This window comes from Ruegeria sp. AD2(2025) (assembly GCF_056542385.1).
Window position 1 is genome coordinate 13,736 of sequence record NZ_JBQFZS010000015.1, and the last position, 16,160, is coordinate 29,895.

Consider the following 16,160-nt stretch of genomic DNA (forward strand, 5'->3'; position numbering starts at 1 on the left):
ATGGGCGCCTATATCCTAAGACGCCTGTTGCTGGTCATACCGACGCTTCTGGGCATCATGATCGTCAACTTCACGCTGGTGCAATTCGTGCCCGGCGGGCCGATCGAACAGATCATCGCGCAGGTTGAAGGTCAGGGAGATGTCTTTGCCGGTTTTGCCGGTGGTGGCGATGCAGGTGCCGAGCCCGCAGGCGGAGCCTTTGACGATAAATATGTCGGTGCGCGCGGCCTGCCGCCGGAATTTATCGCAGAGCTTGAGAAAGAGTTTGGCTTCGACAAGCCTCCGCTTGAACGCTTTCTGGGCATGATGGGCAACTACCTGACGCTGGATTTCGGCGAGAGCTATTTTCGCTCGATCAGCGTGATTGATCTGGTGTTGGAAAAAATGCCCGTTTCGATCTCGCTGGGCCTGTGGTCGACCCTGATTGCCTATCTGGTGTCGATCCCGCTGGGTATCCGCAAGGCCATCAAGGACGGTTCAACCTTTGATACATGGACCAGCGGGGCCATCATCGTGGCCTATGCCATTCCCGGTTTCCTGTTTGCGATCCTGTTGCTGGTGCTGTTCGCCGGGGGCTCCTACTGGCAAATCTTCCCGCTGCGGGGGCTGACCTCGGACAACTGGGACAGCCTCAGCCTGTTCGGCAAGATCGCCGACTACTTCTGGCACATTGCCTTGCCGATCATCGCCCTGACGATTTCGGCCTTCGCGACGCTGACCCTGCTGACCAAGAACTCGTTTCTGGACGAGATCAAGAAGCAATACGTCATGACCGCCCGCGCCAAGGGCCTGAGTGAGCGCAAGGTGCTCTATGGCCACGTCTTCCGCAACGCGATGCTGATCGTGATCGCTGGCTTCCCGGCGGTGTTCATTGGCGTGTTCTTTGGCGGCTCGATCATCATCGAGACCATCTTCTCGCTCGACGGTCTGGGCCGTCTGGGGTTCGAGGCCGCCGTGGCGCGCGATTATCCGGTGATCTTTGGCACGCTCTTTATCTTCGGTCTGATGGGGCTGGTTGTCGGCATCATCAGCGACCTGATGTATGTGCTGGTCGACCCGCGCATCGACTTCGAAAAGCGGGAGGGGTAAATGGCGCTTTCCCCCCTCAACCAGCGCCGCTGGCGCAACTTCCGGCGCAATGGCCGGGCGTTCTGGTCACTGATCATCTTCTCGGTCCTGTTCGGGATATCGCTGTTTGCCGAATTCATCGCCAATGACAAACCGATCCTGGTCAAATACCGGGGTGAGTTTTACACACCGGTCTTCAACTTCTACGCCGAGACCGAGTTCGGCGGCGATTTCCAGACCGAAGCCATCTATCGCGACCCGGAGGTGATGTGCCTGATCGACAGCGGTGGTCTGGATCAGTGTTTCGACGACCCCGAAGGCATCATCGACGAGATCAAGGCAGGCACATTCGAAGCCGAGGGTTTTGAGCGCGGCTGGGCGATCTGGCCGCTGATCCCCTATTCCTTCAACACCAGCGTGGATCGCCCCGGGGCCGCGCCACTTCCGCCCAACGGTCAGAACCTGCTGGGCACCGATGACACCAAACGCGACGTGTTGGCAAGGGTGATCTATGGTTTCCGATTGTCGATCCTTTTTACGCTGATCGTCACCGGGGCAGCCAGTCTGATCGGCATCTTCGCCGGGGCCATTCAGGGCTTTTTCGGCGGCTGGCTGGATCTGATCTTCCAACGCATCATCGAGATCTGGTCGTCTACCCCCTCGCTCTATGTCATCATCATCATGTTCGCCATTCTGGGGCGAAGTTTCTGGCTCTTGGTCATCCTGATGATCCTGTTCAGTTGGACCGGATTGGTGGGTGTTGTGCGGGCCGAATTCCTGCGGGCGCGGAACCTTGAATATGTCCGCGCTGCCCGCGCGCTGGGTGTGGGCAACATGACCATCATGTTCCGCCACATGCTGCCCAACGCGATGGTCGCCACGCTGACCTTCATGCCCTTCATCGTCACCGGCACCATCGGCGGGCTGGCTTCGCTGGACTTTCTAGGGTTCGGTCTGCCGTCCTCGGCCCCGTCGCTGGGCGAGTTGACCTTGCAGGCAAAACAGAACCTTCAGGCTCCGTGGCTGGCCTTCACCGCGTTCTTCACCTTTGCCATCATGCTGTCGCTGTTGGTCTTCATTTTCGAAGGCGTCCGCGATGCGTTTGATCCCAGAAAGACCTTCTCATGAGCCTTTTGGATGTGAACAACCTGAAGGTCTCGTTCCGGCAGGACGGGCAGATCTCGGCAGCGGTCAAGGGCGTGTCCTTTACCGTGGATCGCGGTGAAACGGTGGCTTTGGTGGGTGAATCCGGCTCGGGCAAGTCCGTGACCGCGCTCAGCACCGTTTCGCTGCTGGGCGACAGTGCGATTGTCGAAGGCTCGGTCACCTATGACGGGCAAGAGATGATCGGCGCGTCCGAGGACAGGTTGATGGATGTGCGCGGCAACGACATCAGCTTTATCTTTCAAGAGCCGATGACCTCGCTGAACCCGCTGCACACGATCCAGAAGCAGATGGCGGAATCGCTGGCGCTGCATCAGAACGTGACCGGTGATGCGGCGCGGGACCGGATCATTGAACTGCTGACCAAGGTCGGCATCCGTGACCCGCAGGACCGGCTGGACAGCTATCCGCACCAATTGTCTGGCGGCCAACGTCAGCGGGTCATGATAGCGATGGCGCTGGCGAACAAGCCCGACATTCTGATCGCGGATGAGCCGACGACTGCTCTGGACGTCACCATCCAGGCGCAGATTCTGGAATTGCTGGCCGAGCTGCAGAAATCCGAAGACATGGGGATGCTGTTCATCACCCACGACCTTGGCATCGTGCGCCGGATTGCCGACCGGGTCTGTGTGATGAAGGATGGTGAGATTGTCGAAACCGGGGTGACCACCGAAATTTTCGACAATCCGCAGCACCCCTATACCCGCAAACTGTTGGCGGCCGAGCCATCAGGCCACCCCGATCCGGTTGCGACCGACGCCGAAGAGGTCGCCCGCACCGATCACCTGAAGGTCTGGTTCCCGATCCAGCGCGGGTTTCTTAAACGCACCGTCGGCCATGTGAAGGCGGTCAACGACGCGACGCTCAGCGTCCGCGCGGGTGAGACGCTGGGGATCGTGGGCGAAAGCGGCTCGGGCAAGACCACGCTGGCGCTGGCGATCATGCGGCTGATTGCGTCTGAGGGCGCGATCACCTTCCGCGATCAGGATGTGCGCCGCTGGTCGACGCGCGAACTCAGGCGGCTGCGCAAGGATATGCAGATCGTGTTTCAGGACCCGTTCGGCAGCCTCAGCCCGCGGATGACCTGTATGCAGATCATCGCCGAAGGGCTGGCGATCCACAAGGTCGACCCCCACCGCGCGCCCCGAGAACTGGTGGCCGAGGTGATGACCGAAGTGGGCCTCGACCCCGCATCAATGGATCGGTATCCGCATGAGTTTTCCGGGGGGCAGCGGCAACGCATCGCCATCGCCCGCGCGATGGTGCTGCGGCCCAAGCTGCTGGTGCTGGACGAACCCACCAGCGCGTTGGACATGACCGTGCAAGTGCAGATCGTCGATCTTTTGCGGGATCTGCAACGGAAATACGGGCTGGCCTATCTGTTCATCAGCCATGACCTCAAGGTCGTGCGGGCGATGTCCCACAACGTCATCGTCATGCGTAACGGCGATGTGGTCGAGATCGGTACAGCCGAGGACCTGTTCGAAAACGCCCAGACCGATTACACCCGCGAACTGATTGCGGCGGCGGGCTGACAGGCAGCCCGCGCCGTTAACCTCAGGCCATTTCCTTGTTTTTGGCGGATGCGGGTACCGGGCCGCGCAGCTCTTCATAGTGATCGAATTGTAGTTTGACCCAGCCGGTGCCGCGGGTGGCGCTGGCAAGTGTCCGGTGCAATTCGTCTTCGGCCACCGCCGGAAGCTGGGCGTTGAAGATTTCCCAGCCTGATGCGTTCGGGTTGCCCTCGAAACCCAGAACCTGACCCTGCAGCGAGCTGATAGTCGGCACCAGATCGCCCACGAAAGTCGAGGGCAGGTGAATCTCGGCATTCAGGATCGGTTGCAGGACCACCGGTTTCGCCTCGGGCAGCGCCTCGCGCACGGCGTTCTTACCCGCCGTGCGGAAGGCGAAATCGGAACTGTCCACGTTGTGATGTTTGCCGTCGCTCAGCGTCACCTTTACGTCCACAACCGGGAAGCCCTCGGGTCCTTCGACCAACGCATCCTTGGCCCCATGTTCCACCGAGGGGATATAGTTCCGAGGTACCGCACCGCCTTTGACGACCTCTTCGAACTGGAACCCGGAGCCGCGCGGTAGGGGCGCGATCGAGATGACCACGTCGGCAAACTGCCCCGCCCCGCCGGATTGCTTGCGGTGGCGGTGGCGGTGTTCAACCTTGGTGCGGATGGTCTCGCGATAGGCGGTTCCGGCGGCCTCGGCTTCGATTTCGATGCCGAAATCCTCGGCCAGCTTGGCTGTGACGCGCCGCATGTGCTGTGGGCCTTGCGAGCCCAGAATCGAATGCCCGCTCAGATCGTCCTGTTCCAGATGCAGACCGGGGTCAATCTCGACCAGCCGGGTCAGCGCGTTTGACAGGCGCACATCGTCGCGCTCATGCGCGGGCGATACCACCTGACGATGCGCCGCCGGATGCGATGAGGCCCATTCCGGCAGCGGCGTGGCCGCACCACTGTCATAGATGAAACCGGGGTTCAGGTGATCTGACTTCACCGCCAATCCGATCTGCCCAGCCTCAAGCGCCCCGATCTGGGTTTTGGCGTCCAGCGTGGTCAGGTTCCCGACGGTCTCACCTCCAAGGGGCTCATGCGCTTTCACACCATCGCCCAGGCCGCGCAGCACGGTGATCTTGCCGATGTGCTTTTTAACATCCGCAAAGCCCGCGATGGCGCGCGCGGTTTCTTCGGCTTCGTCCCGGTCGGCGGCGATGTTGAACTCGGGCGCCTCATGCCGCAGCGCCTTCATCAGCCGGGTCAGGCCGTTGCCGTGGCTTGCGGCCCCCAGACAGGCCGGGATCAGCTGATGGTTCTGCAGAACTTGCGCCGCAAGTTCATAGACCTCATCGCTTGGGGGCTGCTTGTCTTCAATCAGCTGCTCCAGAAGGTGGTCATCAAAATCCGATAGCGTCTCCAGCAGCTCGGTGCGGGCTTCCTGTTCGCGGTCCTCTACCGATTGCGGCAGTTCGATCAGGGCCGAGGGTTGCCCTTCCTGATATTTCCATGCGCGCTCTGAGATCAGGTCGACCGCGCCGATGATCGTGTCGCCGTCGCGGATCGGGACCTGCCGCAGGGCGATATGATGCGAGCAATAGGTCTGCAGGGATGCCACGATGTCACGGATGCGGCCATTGGGGCTGTCCATGCGGTTGATGAACAGGAAACAGGGGATACCGGCCTCTTCGACCAGCCGCAGATAAGGGGCACATAGAACGGCGGCGTCCGGGTCGGGCGGAACCACGACAACGGCAGCGTCCGAGATCGCCATTGCAGGGCCGACATAGGCCAGCGCATCGCCGCCGCCATCCACATCGACCGCGCACCAGGGCTCGTCCAAATAAGAAAAACCGTGCAGATGCACGGTTCCGGCAACATCGAATGTGGTGGGCCGCCCGTCGAGGCGGCTGATCGCTTCGACCAAGGTGGTTTTGCCCGATTGGCTGGGGCCGAGGACGGTGAAAACGCGCATGAGTGCTGTCCCTCTTTCAGGTTGCAGAATGGCTGCACGAAAAGGGCTGTCGAACGCGATTGCGTCGGCAAGAACTGTCTGCGAATTCGCCTGCCTCGGGCTGCGAAAGGGCGTACCCCTCCACCCCCTGAGTGTGGAGAATACCGAAGGCGTGCGTCAAGCCCCCGTGCCGGTGTGAGTGATGCGGGCCGAAGGGCCAGCCCGCGAAACAGGTGTCAGATCGCCGAGCTGTGCCCGGCCTTGCTCAGGTCATAGGCGTCGAAGCTGCGGGCGATCATGCGTGTCAGGGCGCGGGCCTCGGGCGGGATGAACAGACCGGTTTCATCGACGCGCAGCAACCCGTCAAAGGCGGCGTTTGCGGCGGCATACATCTGTTGCAACTCGGCGGCCGAGATATCGTGATCCCGCAGGATTTCGTTTGAATCGATCCGGAAATCGCACATCAACGCCTCGATAAGCCGTGCACGCAGGACATCCTGTCCTTTGAACAGGTGCCCGCGCGCGGTCGAGAACTGTCCCTCTCGAATAGCTTTGGTATGGGCCGAGGTGGCCGAGGCATTCTGCGCATAGCCCTGCGGGAAGCGCGAGATCGAACTGGCCCCCAGCCCGATCAGCACCGGAGCCTGATCGTCGGTATAGCCCTGGAAGTTCCGCTTCAGACGGCCCGCGCGCAGCGCATGGGTGAGGCCATCGTCCTGCGTGGCGAAATGGTCGATGCCGATCTCGGCGTAATTGTCCCACAGGAACAGGCGGCGGGCGGTCTCGAACAGTTCCAGCCGCTGCTCGGGTGTGGGCAGCGCGTCCGAGGGAATCATCTGCTGGCGCTTGGCCATCCAGGGCACATGTGCATAGCCATACAGCGCCACGCGATCCGGGTTCAGCGACAGCAACTTCTGCACACTTTCGGTCATGCGGGCTTTGGTCTGATGCGGCAGGCCATAAAGGATATCGGCGTTCAGGCTGGAAATCCCGCGCGCCCGAATCATTTCGGCGGCCTCGCGGGTGGTGTCATAGCTTTGGATGCGGCCGATGGTTTTCTGAATCTCGTCGTCGAAATCCTGCACCCCGATTGAGGCGCGGTTCATCCCGGCCTCGGCCAGCGCGTCCAGACGGGCCTCGTCAATCTCGTTGGGGTCGATCTCGACCGAGAATTCGGCATCCGGCCCCAGCGGCACGGTATCCAGAATGCGCGCCGCCAGATCACGCATCAGATCGGCGTTTAGCAGCGTCGGGGTGCCGCCGCCCCAATGCAGGCGCGACAAGGTGATGCCTTCGGGCAGGCGGGCGGCCAGCAGGTCAAGCTCGGCCTTCAGAACGTCCACATAGGCGATGACCGGATTGTCGGTCTGCGTGCCCTGTGTCCGGCAGGCGCAGAACCAGCACAGTCTGCGGCAGAACGGGACGTGGATATACAGCGAGACGGAACTGCCGGGCTGCAGTCCGGAGATCCAGTCGCCGAACAGCTCTGCCCCCACGTCATTGCTGAAATGCGGAGCGGTGGGATAGCTGGTATAACGCGGTACTTTCGCGTCAAAAAGTCCAAGCCGTGCCAATTGAGGTTTCATTGTCATGGCGATACGGGTATACCTAGGGAGGCTCAGATACTTTGACCGAGATCAAGTGGAAACGCGAATGACACTCAAGGCCTTGTATGAGCACACAAACTGTGATGAATGCCCGATCCGGCATCGGGCAGTTTGTGCGCATTGCGAAAAAGATGAGCTGGATGAGCTTGAAAGTATCAAGTATTACCGCAGCTTCGAGGCTGGCCAGACGATAATCTGGTCGGGCGATCCCATGAATTTCGTCGGCTCGGTCGTGTCCGGCATTGCCTCGCTGACCCAGACGATGGAGGACGGTCGCACGCAGATGGTGGGCCTGTTGCTGCCCAGCGATTTCGTCGGTCGCCCCGGGCGTGACAATGCACCCTATGATGTGATGGCGACGACCGATCTGGTGATGTGCTGCTTTCGCAAGAAGCCGTTCGAGGATCTGATGGTTTCCACGCCGCATATCGCCCAGCGATTGCTTGAGATGACGCTGGATGAACTGGATGCGGCCCGTGAATGGATGCTGGTTCTGGGGCGTAAGACCGCGCGCGAAAAGATCGCCAGCCTGTTGTCGATCATCGCCCGGCGGGATGCCTCGATCAATAAGACCGGTAGATCCGGTCCGATCGTGTTCGACCTGCCTCTGACCCGCGAGGCGATGGCGGATTACCTCGGCCTGACGCTGGAAACCGTCAGTCGCCAGATGTCGGCGCTGAAAAAGGACCAGATCATCGCGCTTGAGGGTAAGCGCCATGTCACCATTCCCGATATGGGGCGCCTGATGGAAGAAGCGGGTGACGATACGGATGGTGGTTTCCTCGTCTGACCGCTGACAGGTCGACCGCGCGGGCTTTCAACGGCAGGAGCAAGACAATGGTATTCAGCAGTCTGTTGGCGATGCTCTTTATCGGTGCGATTGCCGGGTGGCTGTCGGGCCGAATCATGGAGGGCCGCGGCTTTGGCCTGATCGGCAACGTCATCGTCGGGATTCTGGGCGCGTTTCTGGCCGGCACCATCTTTCCCGCACTGGGCTTTGCGGTCGGCGGTGGCCTGTTTTCGTCGGTCTTCTTTGCCACCGTCGGAGCGGTGATCCTGTTGTTCCTGATCGGCCTGATCCGCAAGACCTGACCAAAAAGCCGCCCCACAGGGCGGCTTTGGCGTCGTGCCGGTTCTGCGTCAGTGCGCCAGAAACACCGGTACAGCGGATTGTTCCAGCATGTTGCGGGTTGCGCCGCCCAGAATGGCCTCGCGGAAGCGCGAATGCCCATAGGCCCCCATCACAATCATATCCGCATTGGTATCTGCCGCATGGCGGTTGAGGATGTCCGAAACCCGGGTCATCGTCTTGCTGAGTACGTCGATCTCGCACCGGACACCATGCCGGGCCAGCATCTGCGACAGCAGTCCGCCTGGGTCTGACCGGTCCGGCCCGTGGCGGGGCGGATCGATGACCACGATGCGCGTCACAGCCGCCCGTTTCAGGAAGGGCAGGGCGCAGCGGATGGCCCGCATGGCCTCGACGCTTTCGTTCCAGCCGATCATCACTGTCTGCGGGGCCGCCACCGGTTGGACCTTGTCCGGCACCAGCAGAACCGGCGCGTGGCCCTCGAACATGGCGGCCTCGACAATGGGCTCGGCCTCGGTGTCGCGGTCCTTGCCATAGGGGCGGGGCAGAATCACCAGATCCGAAAACCGTGCACGCCGCGCGACGTGGCGACCGATATCAGCGATCTGGGCGACGCCGTTCTCGGCGGACCAGCGCACGCCGGACTTGCCCAGATAATCCTGCGCAAAGGTCAGAACCTCTTCCGCTTCGGCGTTAGCGCGGTTCAAAGTCTCTTGCAGGATCAGCGCGTTGGCACCGGCATAATAATAACCGGTCTGGCTACGGTCGACGCCCAGGCACAGGGCCTCGGCATGGGCGTCCTGCCCCTGAGCCAGCGCCACCATCTGCGCCAATGCTGCCCGGGACAGGTCAGTTTCCGTCATGACCGTGAGCAGGGATTTATATGCCATGTCGCCCTCGTGATTCTACCGCCGCCGGTTTGGCGCGCGCACCTGTTTCTTGGCAAATACCTGTCACAGAAAACAGAGGCTTGTCTTGATGCAGATCAAAGCAGCATCAGCGGCCTCGCTGCATTACAGCATACAGTCAAATGGGTCTCGGGCGGCATCGGAACCGTGCGGGGCATGGCAAAGGGACGCAATATGTCAAATTATATCAAGCTGATCGTGCTTGGGCTGGTTGTGGTGTTCGCCGCGATCGGATCCAATTATGCACGCGATTTGGCGTATCAGGTGCATGCGATACTGGTGATGTTGATCGCCGGTGGCCTGTTCATCTGGACGCTTAGAAACACAGACGAGCCAGATATTCTCGTGGACCGTTCAGGGGAATACATGGATGGCGTGATCCGCTATGGCGTGATCGCAACTGCATTTTGGGGTGTGGTCGGGTTCCTGGCAGGGACTTTCATTGCGTTCCAGCTGGCCTTTCCGGCGCTGAACTTCGAATGGGCGCAGGGCTATGCCAACTTCGGACGTCTGCGGCCGCTGCACACATCGGCGGTGATTTTCGCCTTTGGCGGCAACGCGCTGATTGCAACCTCGTTCTATGTCGTGCAACGCACCAGCGCCGCGCGCCTTTGGGGCGGCAATCTGGCATGGTTCGTGTTCTGGGGCTATCAGCTGTTCATCGTTCTGGCCGCAACCGGCTATCTGCTGGGCGGAACCCAGTCGAAAGAATATGCCGAGCCTGAATGGTATGTTGACCTGTGGCTGACCGTTGTCTGGGTGGCCTATCTGGCCGTCTATCTGGGCACGATCATCAAGCGGAAAGAACCCCACATCTACGTGGCAAACTGGTTCTATCTGGCGTTCATCGTGACCGTCGCCATGCTGCACCTGGTCAACAACATGACCATCCCGGTCAGCATCTGGGGTTCCAAATCGGTCATCGTCTGGTCGGGCGTCCAAGATGCCATGATCCAGTGGTGGTATGGCCACAACGCTGTGGGCTTCTTCCTGACCGCCGGTTTCCTGGGCATGATGTACTATTTCATCCCGAAACAGGCCGAACGTCCGGTGTTTAGCTATAAGCTGTCGATCATCCACTTCTGGGCGCTGATCTTCCTGTATATCTGGGCTGGTCCGCACCACCTGCACTATACCGCGTTGCCTGACTGGGCTTCGACGCTGGGCATGGTGTTCTCGGTCGTGCTGTGGATGCCGTCCTGGGGTGGTATGATCAACGGTCTGATGACGCTCTCGGGCGCATGGGACAAGCTGCGCACCGATCCGATCATCCGCATGATGGTCATCTCGGTCGGCTTCTACGGCATGTCCACGTTCGAGGGTCCGATGATGTCGATCCGCGCCGTGAACAGCCTCAGCCACTACACTGACTGGACCATTGGTCACGTGCACTCGGGCGCGCTGGGCTGGAATGGCATGATCACCTTCGGTGCGCTGTACTTCCTGGTGCCTGTCCTGTGGAAGCGTGAGCGTCTGTACTCGCTGCAGATGGTCAGCTGGCACTTCTGGCTCGCCACCATCGGCATCGTGCTCTACGCCGCGTCGATGTGGGTCACCGGGATCATGGAAGGCCTGATGTGGCGCGAAGTGGATGCCAACGGCTTCCTGGTGAACTCGTTCGCCGACACCGTGGCTGCCAAGTTCCCGATGTACGTGGTGCGCGGTCTTGGTGGGGTCCTGTTCCTCGCTGGTGCTGTGATCATGTGCTACAACCTGTGGATGACTGTGCGGAAAGCGCCGGCCAAAGAGGCCAGCCTGTCCGTCGCGGTCCCGGCTGAATAAGGAGGGCCGGAGCAATGGCAATTCTCGACAAACATAAGATCCTCGAGACCAACGCGACCCTCCTGCTGATCTTCAGCTTTCTGGTCGTAACCATCGGTGGTTTGGTTCAGATCACCCCGCTGTTCTACCTTGAGAACACCATCGAAAAGGTGGAGGGCATGCGCCCTTACACCCCTCTCGAAATGGCGGGGCGCGAGATTTATCTGCGCGAAGGCTGCTATGTCTGCCACAGCCAGATGATCCGCCCGATGCGGGATGAGGTCGAACGCTATGGCCACTACTCGCTGGCGGCTGAATCGATGTATGACCACCCGTTCCAGTGGGGATCGAAACGCACCGGGCCTGATCTGGCGCGCGTCGGTGGCCGCTATTCGGACCAGTGGCAGATGGACCACCTGCGGGATCCGCAGTCGGTGGTGCCGGAATCGGTGATGCCGAAATACGGCTTCCTCGAATATCGCAAGCTGGACGGCAAGTATATCGGTGACATCATGGCGGTGAACGCCGTCGTGGGCACGCCCTATACCGACGAGATGCTGGAGAACGCGCAAGCCGACTTCCGCGCTCAGGCCGACCCGGACAGCGACTATGACGGGTTGCTGGAACGCTATGGCGACAAGGTGAATGTGCGCAACTTCGACGGTCAGCCCGAACTGACCGAGGCCGATGCGCTGATTGCCTATCTGCAGATGCTGGGCACGCTGGTCGATTTCTCGACCTTCACGCCGGACGCTAGCCGTTAAGGAGGAATGTGATGGAAGAATACACAATCCTCAGACAGTTCGCGGACAGCTGGATGCTGCTGCTGCTCTTTGCCTTCTTCGTTGGCATCGTGATCTGGGTTTTCCGCCCCGGTGCCAGCAAGGAATACAAGGACACCGCCAACATCCCGTTCCGGCATCAAGATAAACCCGCCACATCCAAGGAGGCGCGGCAATGAGCAAGACACCTGAAAAACAGCCGGGTGATCCTAATACCACCGGGCACACCTGGGATGGGATCGAGGAATTTGACAACCCGATGCCGCGCTGGTGGCTGTGGACCTTCTACGCAACCATCTTCTGGGGCGTGATCTATACAGTCATGTATCCCGCATGGCCGCTGGTGCAATCGGCAACTGCCGGTGTGCTGGGTTGGTCCTCGCGTGAGCTGGTGCAGCAGGATATGGTTGCGTTCGAAGAAGCGAATGCGCCGTGGAATGCCAAGCTGGTCGAAACCCCGCTGGATGACATCGCAAGCGATGCAGAGCTGCAGCAATATGCAGTCAATGCAGGCGGTGCTGTATTCCGGACCTGGTGCGCACAATGCCACGGATCGGGCGCGCAGGGTGCGCCGGGCTTCCCCAACCTGCTGGATGACGCATGGCTGTGGGGCGGTACCCTTGAGGATATCGAGACCACCGTCGCGTATGGCATCCGTAACGAGGAAAGCGACGATGCGCGCTATTCCGAGATGCCCGCGTTTGGAGAAATCCTCGAACATGACGAGATCACCCAGGTGGTGCAATACGTCATGTCTCTGACCAACGCTCAGACCGACGATGCGGCGGCCGAGGCGGGCAAGGTTGTCTTTGAGGACAACTGCGCGGCCTGCCACGGCGAGGACGGCACCGGCGACATCTTCCAGGGTGCGCCGAACCTGACCGACGCGATCTGGCTGTACGGCGGCAGCGAAGAGGCTCTGACCGAGACGGTCACCAACAGCCGCTTTGGCGTCATGCCATCGTGGGAAAACCGTCTGACCCAGGCGCAGATCCGCGCAGTATCGGCCTATGTCCACCAGCTGGGTGGTGGCCAGTAAGGTCCAAAAGAACACCTCCGGGCGGTCTCCCGCCCGAAGGTTGAGGCACCGGCTGTTCCATCTGTTCGCGCGTTTCCAGAACAGCCGGTGCCGCTTTTCCTTAGTTTAGGGCTGGTTTGATCGCGGTCCAGAAACGGCCGCTGATCCCGCCTTAAAGATCGCGCAGGTCGACGTCGCGCGGCGTTTCCTTCCACCAGTGACCCTCGGGCAGCCAGCGCCGGCTGCGCTTGTGCGGCTTGGGCATGTCGCGGATTCGAGGTGCGTCGATGCGGGTGGCGGTCATGAAAGATCTGGCAAAAACGGTCAGCATGGGGGCCTCCTGTATGATCTGGTTTCTGCCATAAGGATTGACCTTCGGGGCGTGAAATGCGACTCAATTACCATTCCTTTGTGTAAGTTTGGGTTACATATGGACTGGCTGAACCTTCCCCCGCTTGCTGCGCTGCGCGCCTTTGCAGCCTTTGCTGACAGGCGCAATGTCGTCGATGCCGGGGCAGCGCTGAATGTCAGCCACGCTGCCATCAGCCAGCAGTTGCGCGCGTTGGAAAAGCATCTGGGCGTGGCGTTGCTGGACCGCTCGGGCAAGGCGCTGACCCTGACCGGCGACGGAGAGCATCTGGCCCGCGCCCTGCAACTGGGGTTCGGCGCGATTGAGACGGCGGTCGGTGATCTTGCCCGCTCTGGTCAGGATCGCCCCGTCCATGTCTCGCTGACCTCATCCTTTGCCGCGTCGTGGCTGATGCCGCGCCTGCCCAGCTTTCGCGCGACCCACCCCGAGGTCAACCTGATCCTCGACCCGACCTTCGAGGTGGTCGACCTGCGCCCGGGCGGCGTGGACGTGGCCATCCGCTATGGCGCGGGCGGCTGGCCCGGCGTGGACAGCGAGATGTTGCTGCAGACACCCATGGTCATCGTCGCCTCGCCCAAGCTTCTGGGCGGCAAGACCGATTGGACCCCGACGGAACTGGCGCAATTGCCGTGGCTCGAGGAATTTGGCACCACCGAGGCCACCACATGGCTGACCGAGCGCGGCGTTGGCCCCGAACGCGGGGCCGGGCGCACGCAATTGCCGGGCAATCTGCTGCTGGACGGGCTGCGGTCGGGGCAGGGGGTCACGGTCACCGTGCGACAATTCGTCGAGGCCGATATCAAGGTCGGCCGCATTGTCGAACTGTTCGCCGAACCCGACCTGCGCGGATACCATATTGTCACGCAAAAACGGGCACTTAGGCAGCCGGTCAGAACCTTTATCACATGGCTGAAACGTCAGGCTCGCGCGGTGTGACAAAAGGTGTCTGTACGATGCGCGTTTTGACCCATGTCAAAGTTCCTAGGCCTGTGATCTGGAACAACAAACACACAGAAATGCCAGTCCCGGAGCCAGCCTGTGAGCGATTCCAACCCCACCCCCAGTCTCTATGCCGCCAGAGAGCCAATCTTTCCAAGACGGGTGTCCGGCCCGTTCCGGAACCTCAAGTGGATCATCATGGCGGTCACGCTGGGCATTTATTACATCACGCCGTGGATCAGATGGGACCGCGGCCCCAGCCTGCCGGATCAGGCGGTGCTGCTGGATTTGGCTAACCGGCGCTTCTACTTCTTCTGGATCGAAATCTGGCCGCACGAGTTCTATTTCGTCGCCGGTCTGCTGATCATGGCGGGGCTTGGGCTGTTCCTGTTCACCTCGGCCTTGGGTCGGGTCTGGTGCGGCTATGCCTGCCCGCAGACCGTTTGGACAGACCTCTATATTCTGGTCGAGCGTTGGATCGAGGGTGATCGCAACGCCCGCCTGCGCCTGCACCGGCAGAAAAAGCTGGACGCCCGCAAGGTCCGCCTGCGGCTGACCAAATGGGTGGTCTGGTTCCTGATCGGCCTGGCCACTGGCGGGGCCTGGGTGTTCTATTTCGCCGACGCGCCGACACTGGCGCGCGATCTGGTCACCGGCAACGCGCATCCGGTGGCCTACACCACCATGCTGATCCTGACGGCGACCACCTTCTTCTTCGGCGGCTTCGCCCGTGAACAGATCTGCATCTATGCCTGCCCCTGGCCACGGATTCAGGCGGCAATGATGGACGAGGATACGCTGGTCGTCGGCTACCGCGAATGGCGGGGTGAGCCGCGCGGCAAGGGCAAGCGTACCAAGGATACCGAACTGGGCGATTGCATAGACTGCATGGCCTGCGTGAATGTCTGCCCCGTCGGGATCGACATCCGTGACGGGCAGCAGCTTGAATGCATCACCTGCGCGCTGTGCATCGACGCTTGTGACGACATGATGGCCAAGATCGGCAAGCCGCGCGGACTGATCGACTATATGGCGCTCAGCGATGAGACCCGCGAGCGCGAAGGGCAGCCGCCCAAGAATGTCTGGAAACACATCCTGCGCCCGCGCACCATCCTATATACCTCGCTATGGTCTCTGGTGGGCTTTGCGCTGCTGTTCGCCCTGTTCATCCGGTCGGACATCGACCTGACGGTGGCACCGGTGCGGAACCCGACCTTCGTGACCCTATCGGACGGCGCTATCCGCAACACCTATGACGTGCGCCTGCGCAACAAGCATGGCGAGGACCGGCCCTTCAAGCTGTCGCTGGCGGGCGATCCGGCGTTGCAGTTGGAAATTGAAGGCGTCGAAGGGGACACTGTCAATGTCACCGCAGATACGGCACAATTGACCCGCGTCTACATCGTTGCGACCAAGGATACCGGACCGGCAGCGGCCGACAGTACGGCGGTGCGCATCTGGGTCGAAGACCTTGAAAGCGGCGAGCGCGCCAACAAGGACACCACGTTCAACGGACGAGGGAACTGAGCATGGCTGAGCGTCAATTCACCGGAAAACACGCACTCGCGGTCTTTGTGGCCGCCTTCGGCGTCATCATCGCGGTGAACCTCGTGCTGGCGTATAGCGCGGTGAAGACTTTCCCCGGGCTTGAGGTCAAGAACTCCTACGTCGCCAGCCAGGAGTTCAACGAACGCCTGCAGGAACAACAGGCGCTGGGTTGGGATATCCGGGCCGAGGTCACGGGTGGCCTGCTGGTGCTGCACATCACCGACCAGACCGGTGCGCCGGTCGAAGTGGCCGATCTGCAGGCCGTGGTTGGTCGCGCCACCCACGTGCAGGATGATTTCTCGCCCGATTTCACCTTTGACGGTCGGGCCTATGCAGCACCTGCGGCGCTGGGCAAGGGCAACTGGAACATCCGTCTGATTGCCACGGCCAAGGACGGCGCCGAGTTTGCGCAGCGGGTACCGCTGTATGTGAAGGGCTAG

General features: G+C 61.0%; 16 protein-coding genes. 12 read left to right on the plus strand and 4 right to left on the minus strand.

What is annotated here, in order from left to right; genetic code table 11:
* Genes ACR1XV_RS19945 through ACR1XV_RS19955 form a run of 3 tightly spaced genes read left to right on the plus strand, consistent with a single transcriptional unit; the run spans position 1 to position 3,770 of the window.
* The gene (locus tag ACR1XV_RS19945) at positions 1-1,089 is read left to right on the plus strand and encodes a microcin C ABC transporter permease YejB (RefSeq protein ID WP_480534587.1); all 1,089 of its coding nucleotides are present in this window, start codon (positions 1-3) and stop codon (positions 1,087-1,089) included.
* Complete coding sequence (locus ACR1XV_RS19950; RefSeq protein WP_480534589.1) at positions 1,090-2,196, plus strand: ABC transporter permease; 1,107 nt, start codon at positions 1,090-1,092, stop codon at positions 2,194-2,196. It begins immediately after the preceding gene.
* Positions 2,193-3,770 (plus strand): ABC transporter ATP-binding protein, encoded by a 1,578-nt coding sequence (locus ACR1XV_RS19955; protein WP_480534591.1) that lies wholly within the window; start codon positions 2,193-2,195, stop codon positions 3,768-3,770. The genes ACR1XV_RS19950 and ACR1XV_RS19955 overlap by 4 nt, the downstream gene beginning before the upstream one ends.
* Before the next feature lie 22 nt (positions 3,771-3,792).
* On the opposite strand, the gene ACR1XV_RS19960 is transcribed toward ACR1XV_RS19955, so the two are convergent.
* Positions 3,793-5,718 (minus strand): elongation factor G, encoded by a 1,926-nt coding sequence (locus ACR1XV_RS19960; protein WP_480534593.1) that lies wholly within the window; start codon positions 5,716-5,718, stop codon positions 3,793-3,795.
* A gap of 215 nt (positions 5,719-5,933) precedes the next feature.
* The gene (gene hemN, locus ACR1XV_RS19965; protein ID WP_480534595.1) at positions 5,934-7,289 is read right to left on the minus strand and encodes an oxygen-independent coproporphyrinogen III oxidase; all 1,356 of its coding nucleotides are present in this window, start codon (positions 7,287-7,289) and stop codon (positions 5,934-5,936) included.
* A gap of 61 nt (positions 7,290-7,350) precedes the next feature.
* Between hemN and fnrL the strand changes: the two genes are divergently transcribed.
* Both fnrL and ACR1XV_RS19975 read left to right on the plus strand, forming a co-directional pair.
* Positions 7,351-8,094: a transcriptional regulator FnrL gene (gene fnrL / locus ACR1XV_RS19970; protein ID WP_480534597.1), complete on the plus strand. Its 744-nt coding sequence runs from the start codon at positions 7,351-7,353 to the stop codon at positions 8,092-8,094.
* A 47-nt stretch (positions 8,095-8,141) separates the two neighbouring features.
* Positions 8,142-8,396 carry a GlsB/YeaQ/YmgE family stress response membrane protein gene (locus ACR1XV_RS19975; RefSeq protein WP_480534599.1) on the plus strand — a complete coding sequence of 85 codons (255 nt, stop codon included), beginning with the start codon at positions 8,142-8,144 and terminating at the stop codon, positions 8,394-8,396.
* A 48-nt stretch (positions 8,397-8,444) separates the two neighbouring features.
* Here the strand turns inward: ACR1XV_RS19975 and ACR1XV_RS19980 are convergent, their stop codons facing one another.
* Positions 8,445-9,284, minus strand: coding sequence for a universal stress protein (locus ACR1XV_RS19980; RefSeq protein WP_480534601.1), 840 nt, complete (start codon positions 9,282-9,284; stop codon positions 8,445-8,447).
* Positions 9,285-9,476: 192 nt separating this feature from the next.
* Between ACR1XV_RS19980 and ccoN the strand changes: the two genes are divergently transcribed.
* The 4 genes from ccoN to ccoP are packed head-to-tail and all read left to right on the plus strand — an operon-like array spanning position 9,477 to position 12,884.
* Positions 9,477-11,084: a cytochrome-c oxidase, cbb3-type subunit I gene (ccoN, locus tag ACR1XV_RS19985; RefSeq protein ID WP_480534603.1), complete on the plus strand. Its 1,608-nt coding sequence runs from the start codon at positions 9,477-9,479 to the stop codon at positions 11,082-11,084.
* A gap of 14 nt (positions 11,085-11,098) precedes the next feature.
* Positions 11,099-11,827, plus strand: a complete 729-nt coding sequence (gene ccoO / locus ACR1XV_RS19990) for a cytochrome-c oxidase, cbb3-type subunit II (protein WP_480534605.1) — start codon at positions 11,099-11,101, stop codon at positions 11,825-11,827.
* Positions 11,828-11,838: 11 nt separating this feature from the next.
* Complete coding sequence (locus ACR1XV_RS19995) at positions 11,839-12,024, plus strand: CcoQ/FixQ family Cbb3-type cytochrome c oxidase assembly chaperone (RefSeq protein ID WP_050605006.1); 186 nt, start codon at positions 11,839-11,841, stop codon at positions 12,022-12,024.
* Positions 12,021-12,884, plus strand: coding sequence for a cytochrome-c oxidase, cbb3-type subunit III (gene ccoP / locus ACR1XV_RS20000; protein WP_480534607.1), 864 nt, complete (start codon positions 12,021-12,023; stop codon positions 12,882-12,884). The genes ACR1XV_RS19995 and ccoP overlap by 4 nt, the downstream gene beginning before the upstream one ends.
* Positions 12,885-13,035: 151 nt before the next feature.
* Here ccoP and ACR1XV_RS20005 read toward each other — a convergent pair whose 3' ends face one another.
* A complete protein-coding gene (locus tag ACR1XV_RS20005; protein WP_480534609.1) occupies positions 13,036-13,194 on the minus strand; it encodes a hypothetical protein in 159 nt (52 codons plus the stop codon).
* A gap of 99 nt (positions 13,195-13,293) precedes the next feature.
* Between ACR1XV_RS20005 and ACR1XV_RS20010 the strand changes: the two genes are divergently transcribed.
* The 3 genes from ACR1XV_RS20010 to ACR1XV_RS20020 all read left to right on the plus strand — a co-directional run bounded on the left by ACR1XV_RS20010 (position 13,294) and on the right by ACR1XV_RS20020 (position 16,160).
* Entirely contained in the window at positions 13,294-14,169 is an 876-nt protein-coding gene (locus ACR1XV_RS20010) for a LysR family transcriptional regulator (RefSeq protein ID WP_480534611.1), read from the plus strand.
* A gap of 102 nt (positions 14,170-14,271) precedes the next feature.
* The gene (gene ccoG, locus ACR1XV_RS20015) at positions 14,272-15,699 is read left to right on the plus strand and encodes a cytochrome c oxidase accessory protein CcoG (RefSeq protein WP_480534613.1); all 1,428 of its coding nucleotides are present in this window, start codon (positions 14,272-14,274) and stop codon (positions 15,697-15,699) included.
* A 2-nt stretch (positions 15,700-15,701) separates the two neighbouring features.
* A complete protein-coding gene (locus ACR1XV_RS20020) occupies positions 15,702-16,160 on the plus strand; it encodes a FixH family protein (protein WP_480534615.1) in 459 nt (152 codons plus the stop codon).

Coding starts and splice junctions, on each gene's coding strand:
- ACR1XV_RS19945 (WP_480534587.1), top strand. CDS start 1: ATGGGCGCCTATATCCTAAGACGCCTGTTGCTGGTCATACCGACGCTT.
- ACR1XV_RS19950 (WP_480534589.1), top strand. CDS start 1,090: ATGGCGCTTTCCCCCCTCAACCAGCGCCGCTGGCGCAACTTCCGGCGC.
- ACR1XV_RS19955 (WP_480534591.1), top strand. CDS start 2,193: ATGAGCCTTTTGGATGTGAACAACCTGAAGGTCTCGTTCCGGCAGGAC.
- ACR1XV_RS19960 (WP_480534593.1), bottom strand. CDS start 5,718: ATGCGCGTTTTCACCGTCCTCGGCCCCAGCCAATCGGGCAAAACCACC.
- hemN (WP_480534595.1), bottom strand. CDS start 7,289: ATGACAATGAAACCTCAATTGGCACGGCTTGGACTTTTTGACGCGAAA.
- fnrL (WP_480534597.1), top strand. CDS start 7,351: ATGACACTCAAGGCCTTGTATGAGCACACAAACTGTGATGAATGCCCG.
- ACR1XV_RS19975 (WP_480534599.1), top strand. CDS start 8,142: ATGGTATTCAGCAGTCTGTTGGCGATGCTCTTTATCGGTGCGATTGCC.
- ACR1XV_RS19980 (WP_480534601.1), bottom strand. CDS start 9,284: ATGGCATATAAATCCCTGCTCACGGTCATGACGGAAACTGACCTGTCC.
- ccoN (WP_480534603.1), top strand. CDS start 9,477: ATGTCAAATTATATCAAGCTGATCGTGCTTGGGCTGGTTGTGGTGTTC.
- ccoO (WP_480534605.1), top strand. CDS start 11,099: ATGGCAATTCTCGACAAACATAAGATCCTCGAGACCAACGCGACCCTC.
- ACR1XV_RS19995 (WP_050605006.1), top strand. CDS start 11,839: ATGGAAGAATACACAATCCTCAGACAGTTCGCGGACAGCTGGATGCTG.
- ccoP (WP_480534607.1), top strand. CDS start 12,021: ATGAGCAAGACACCTGAAAAACAGCCGGGTGATCCTAATACCACCGGG.
- ACR1XV_RS20005 (WP_480534609.1), bottom strand. CDS start 13,194: ATGCTGACCGTTTTTGCCAGATCTTTCATGACCGCCACCCGCATCGAC.
- ACR1XV_RS20010 (WP_480534611.1), top strand. CDS start 13,294: ATGGACTGGCTGAACCTTCCCCCGCTTGCTGCGCTGCGCGCCTTTGCA.
- ACR1XV_RS20020 (WP_480534615.1), top strand. CDS start 15,702: ATGGCTGAGCGTCAATTCACCGGAAAACACGCACTCGCGGTCTTTGTG.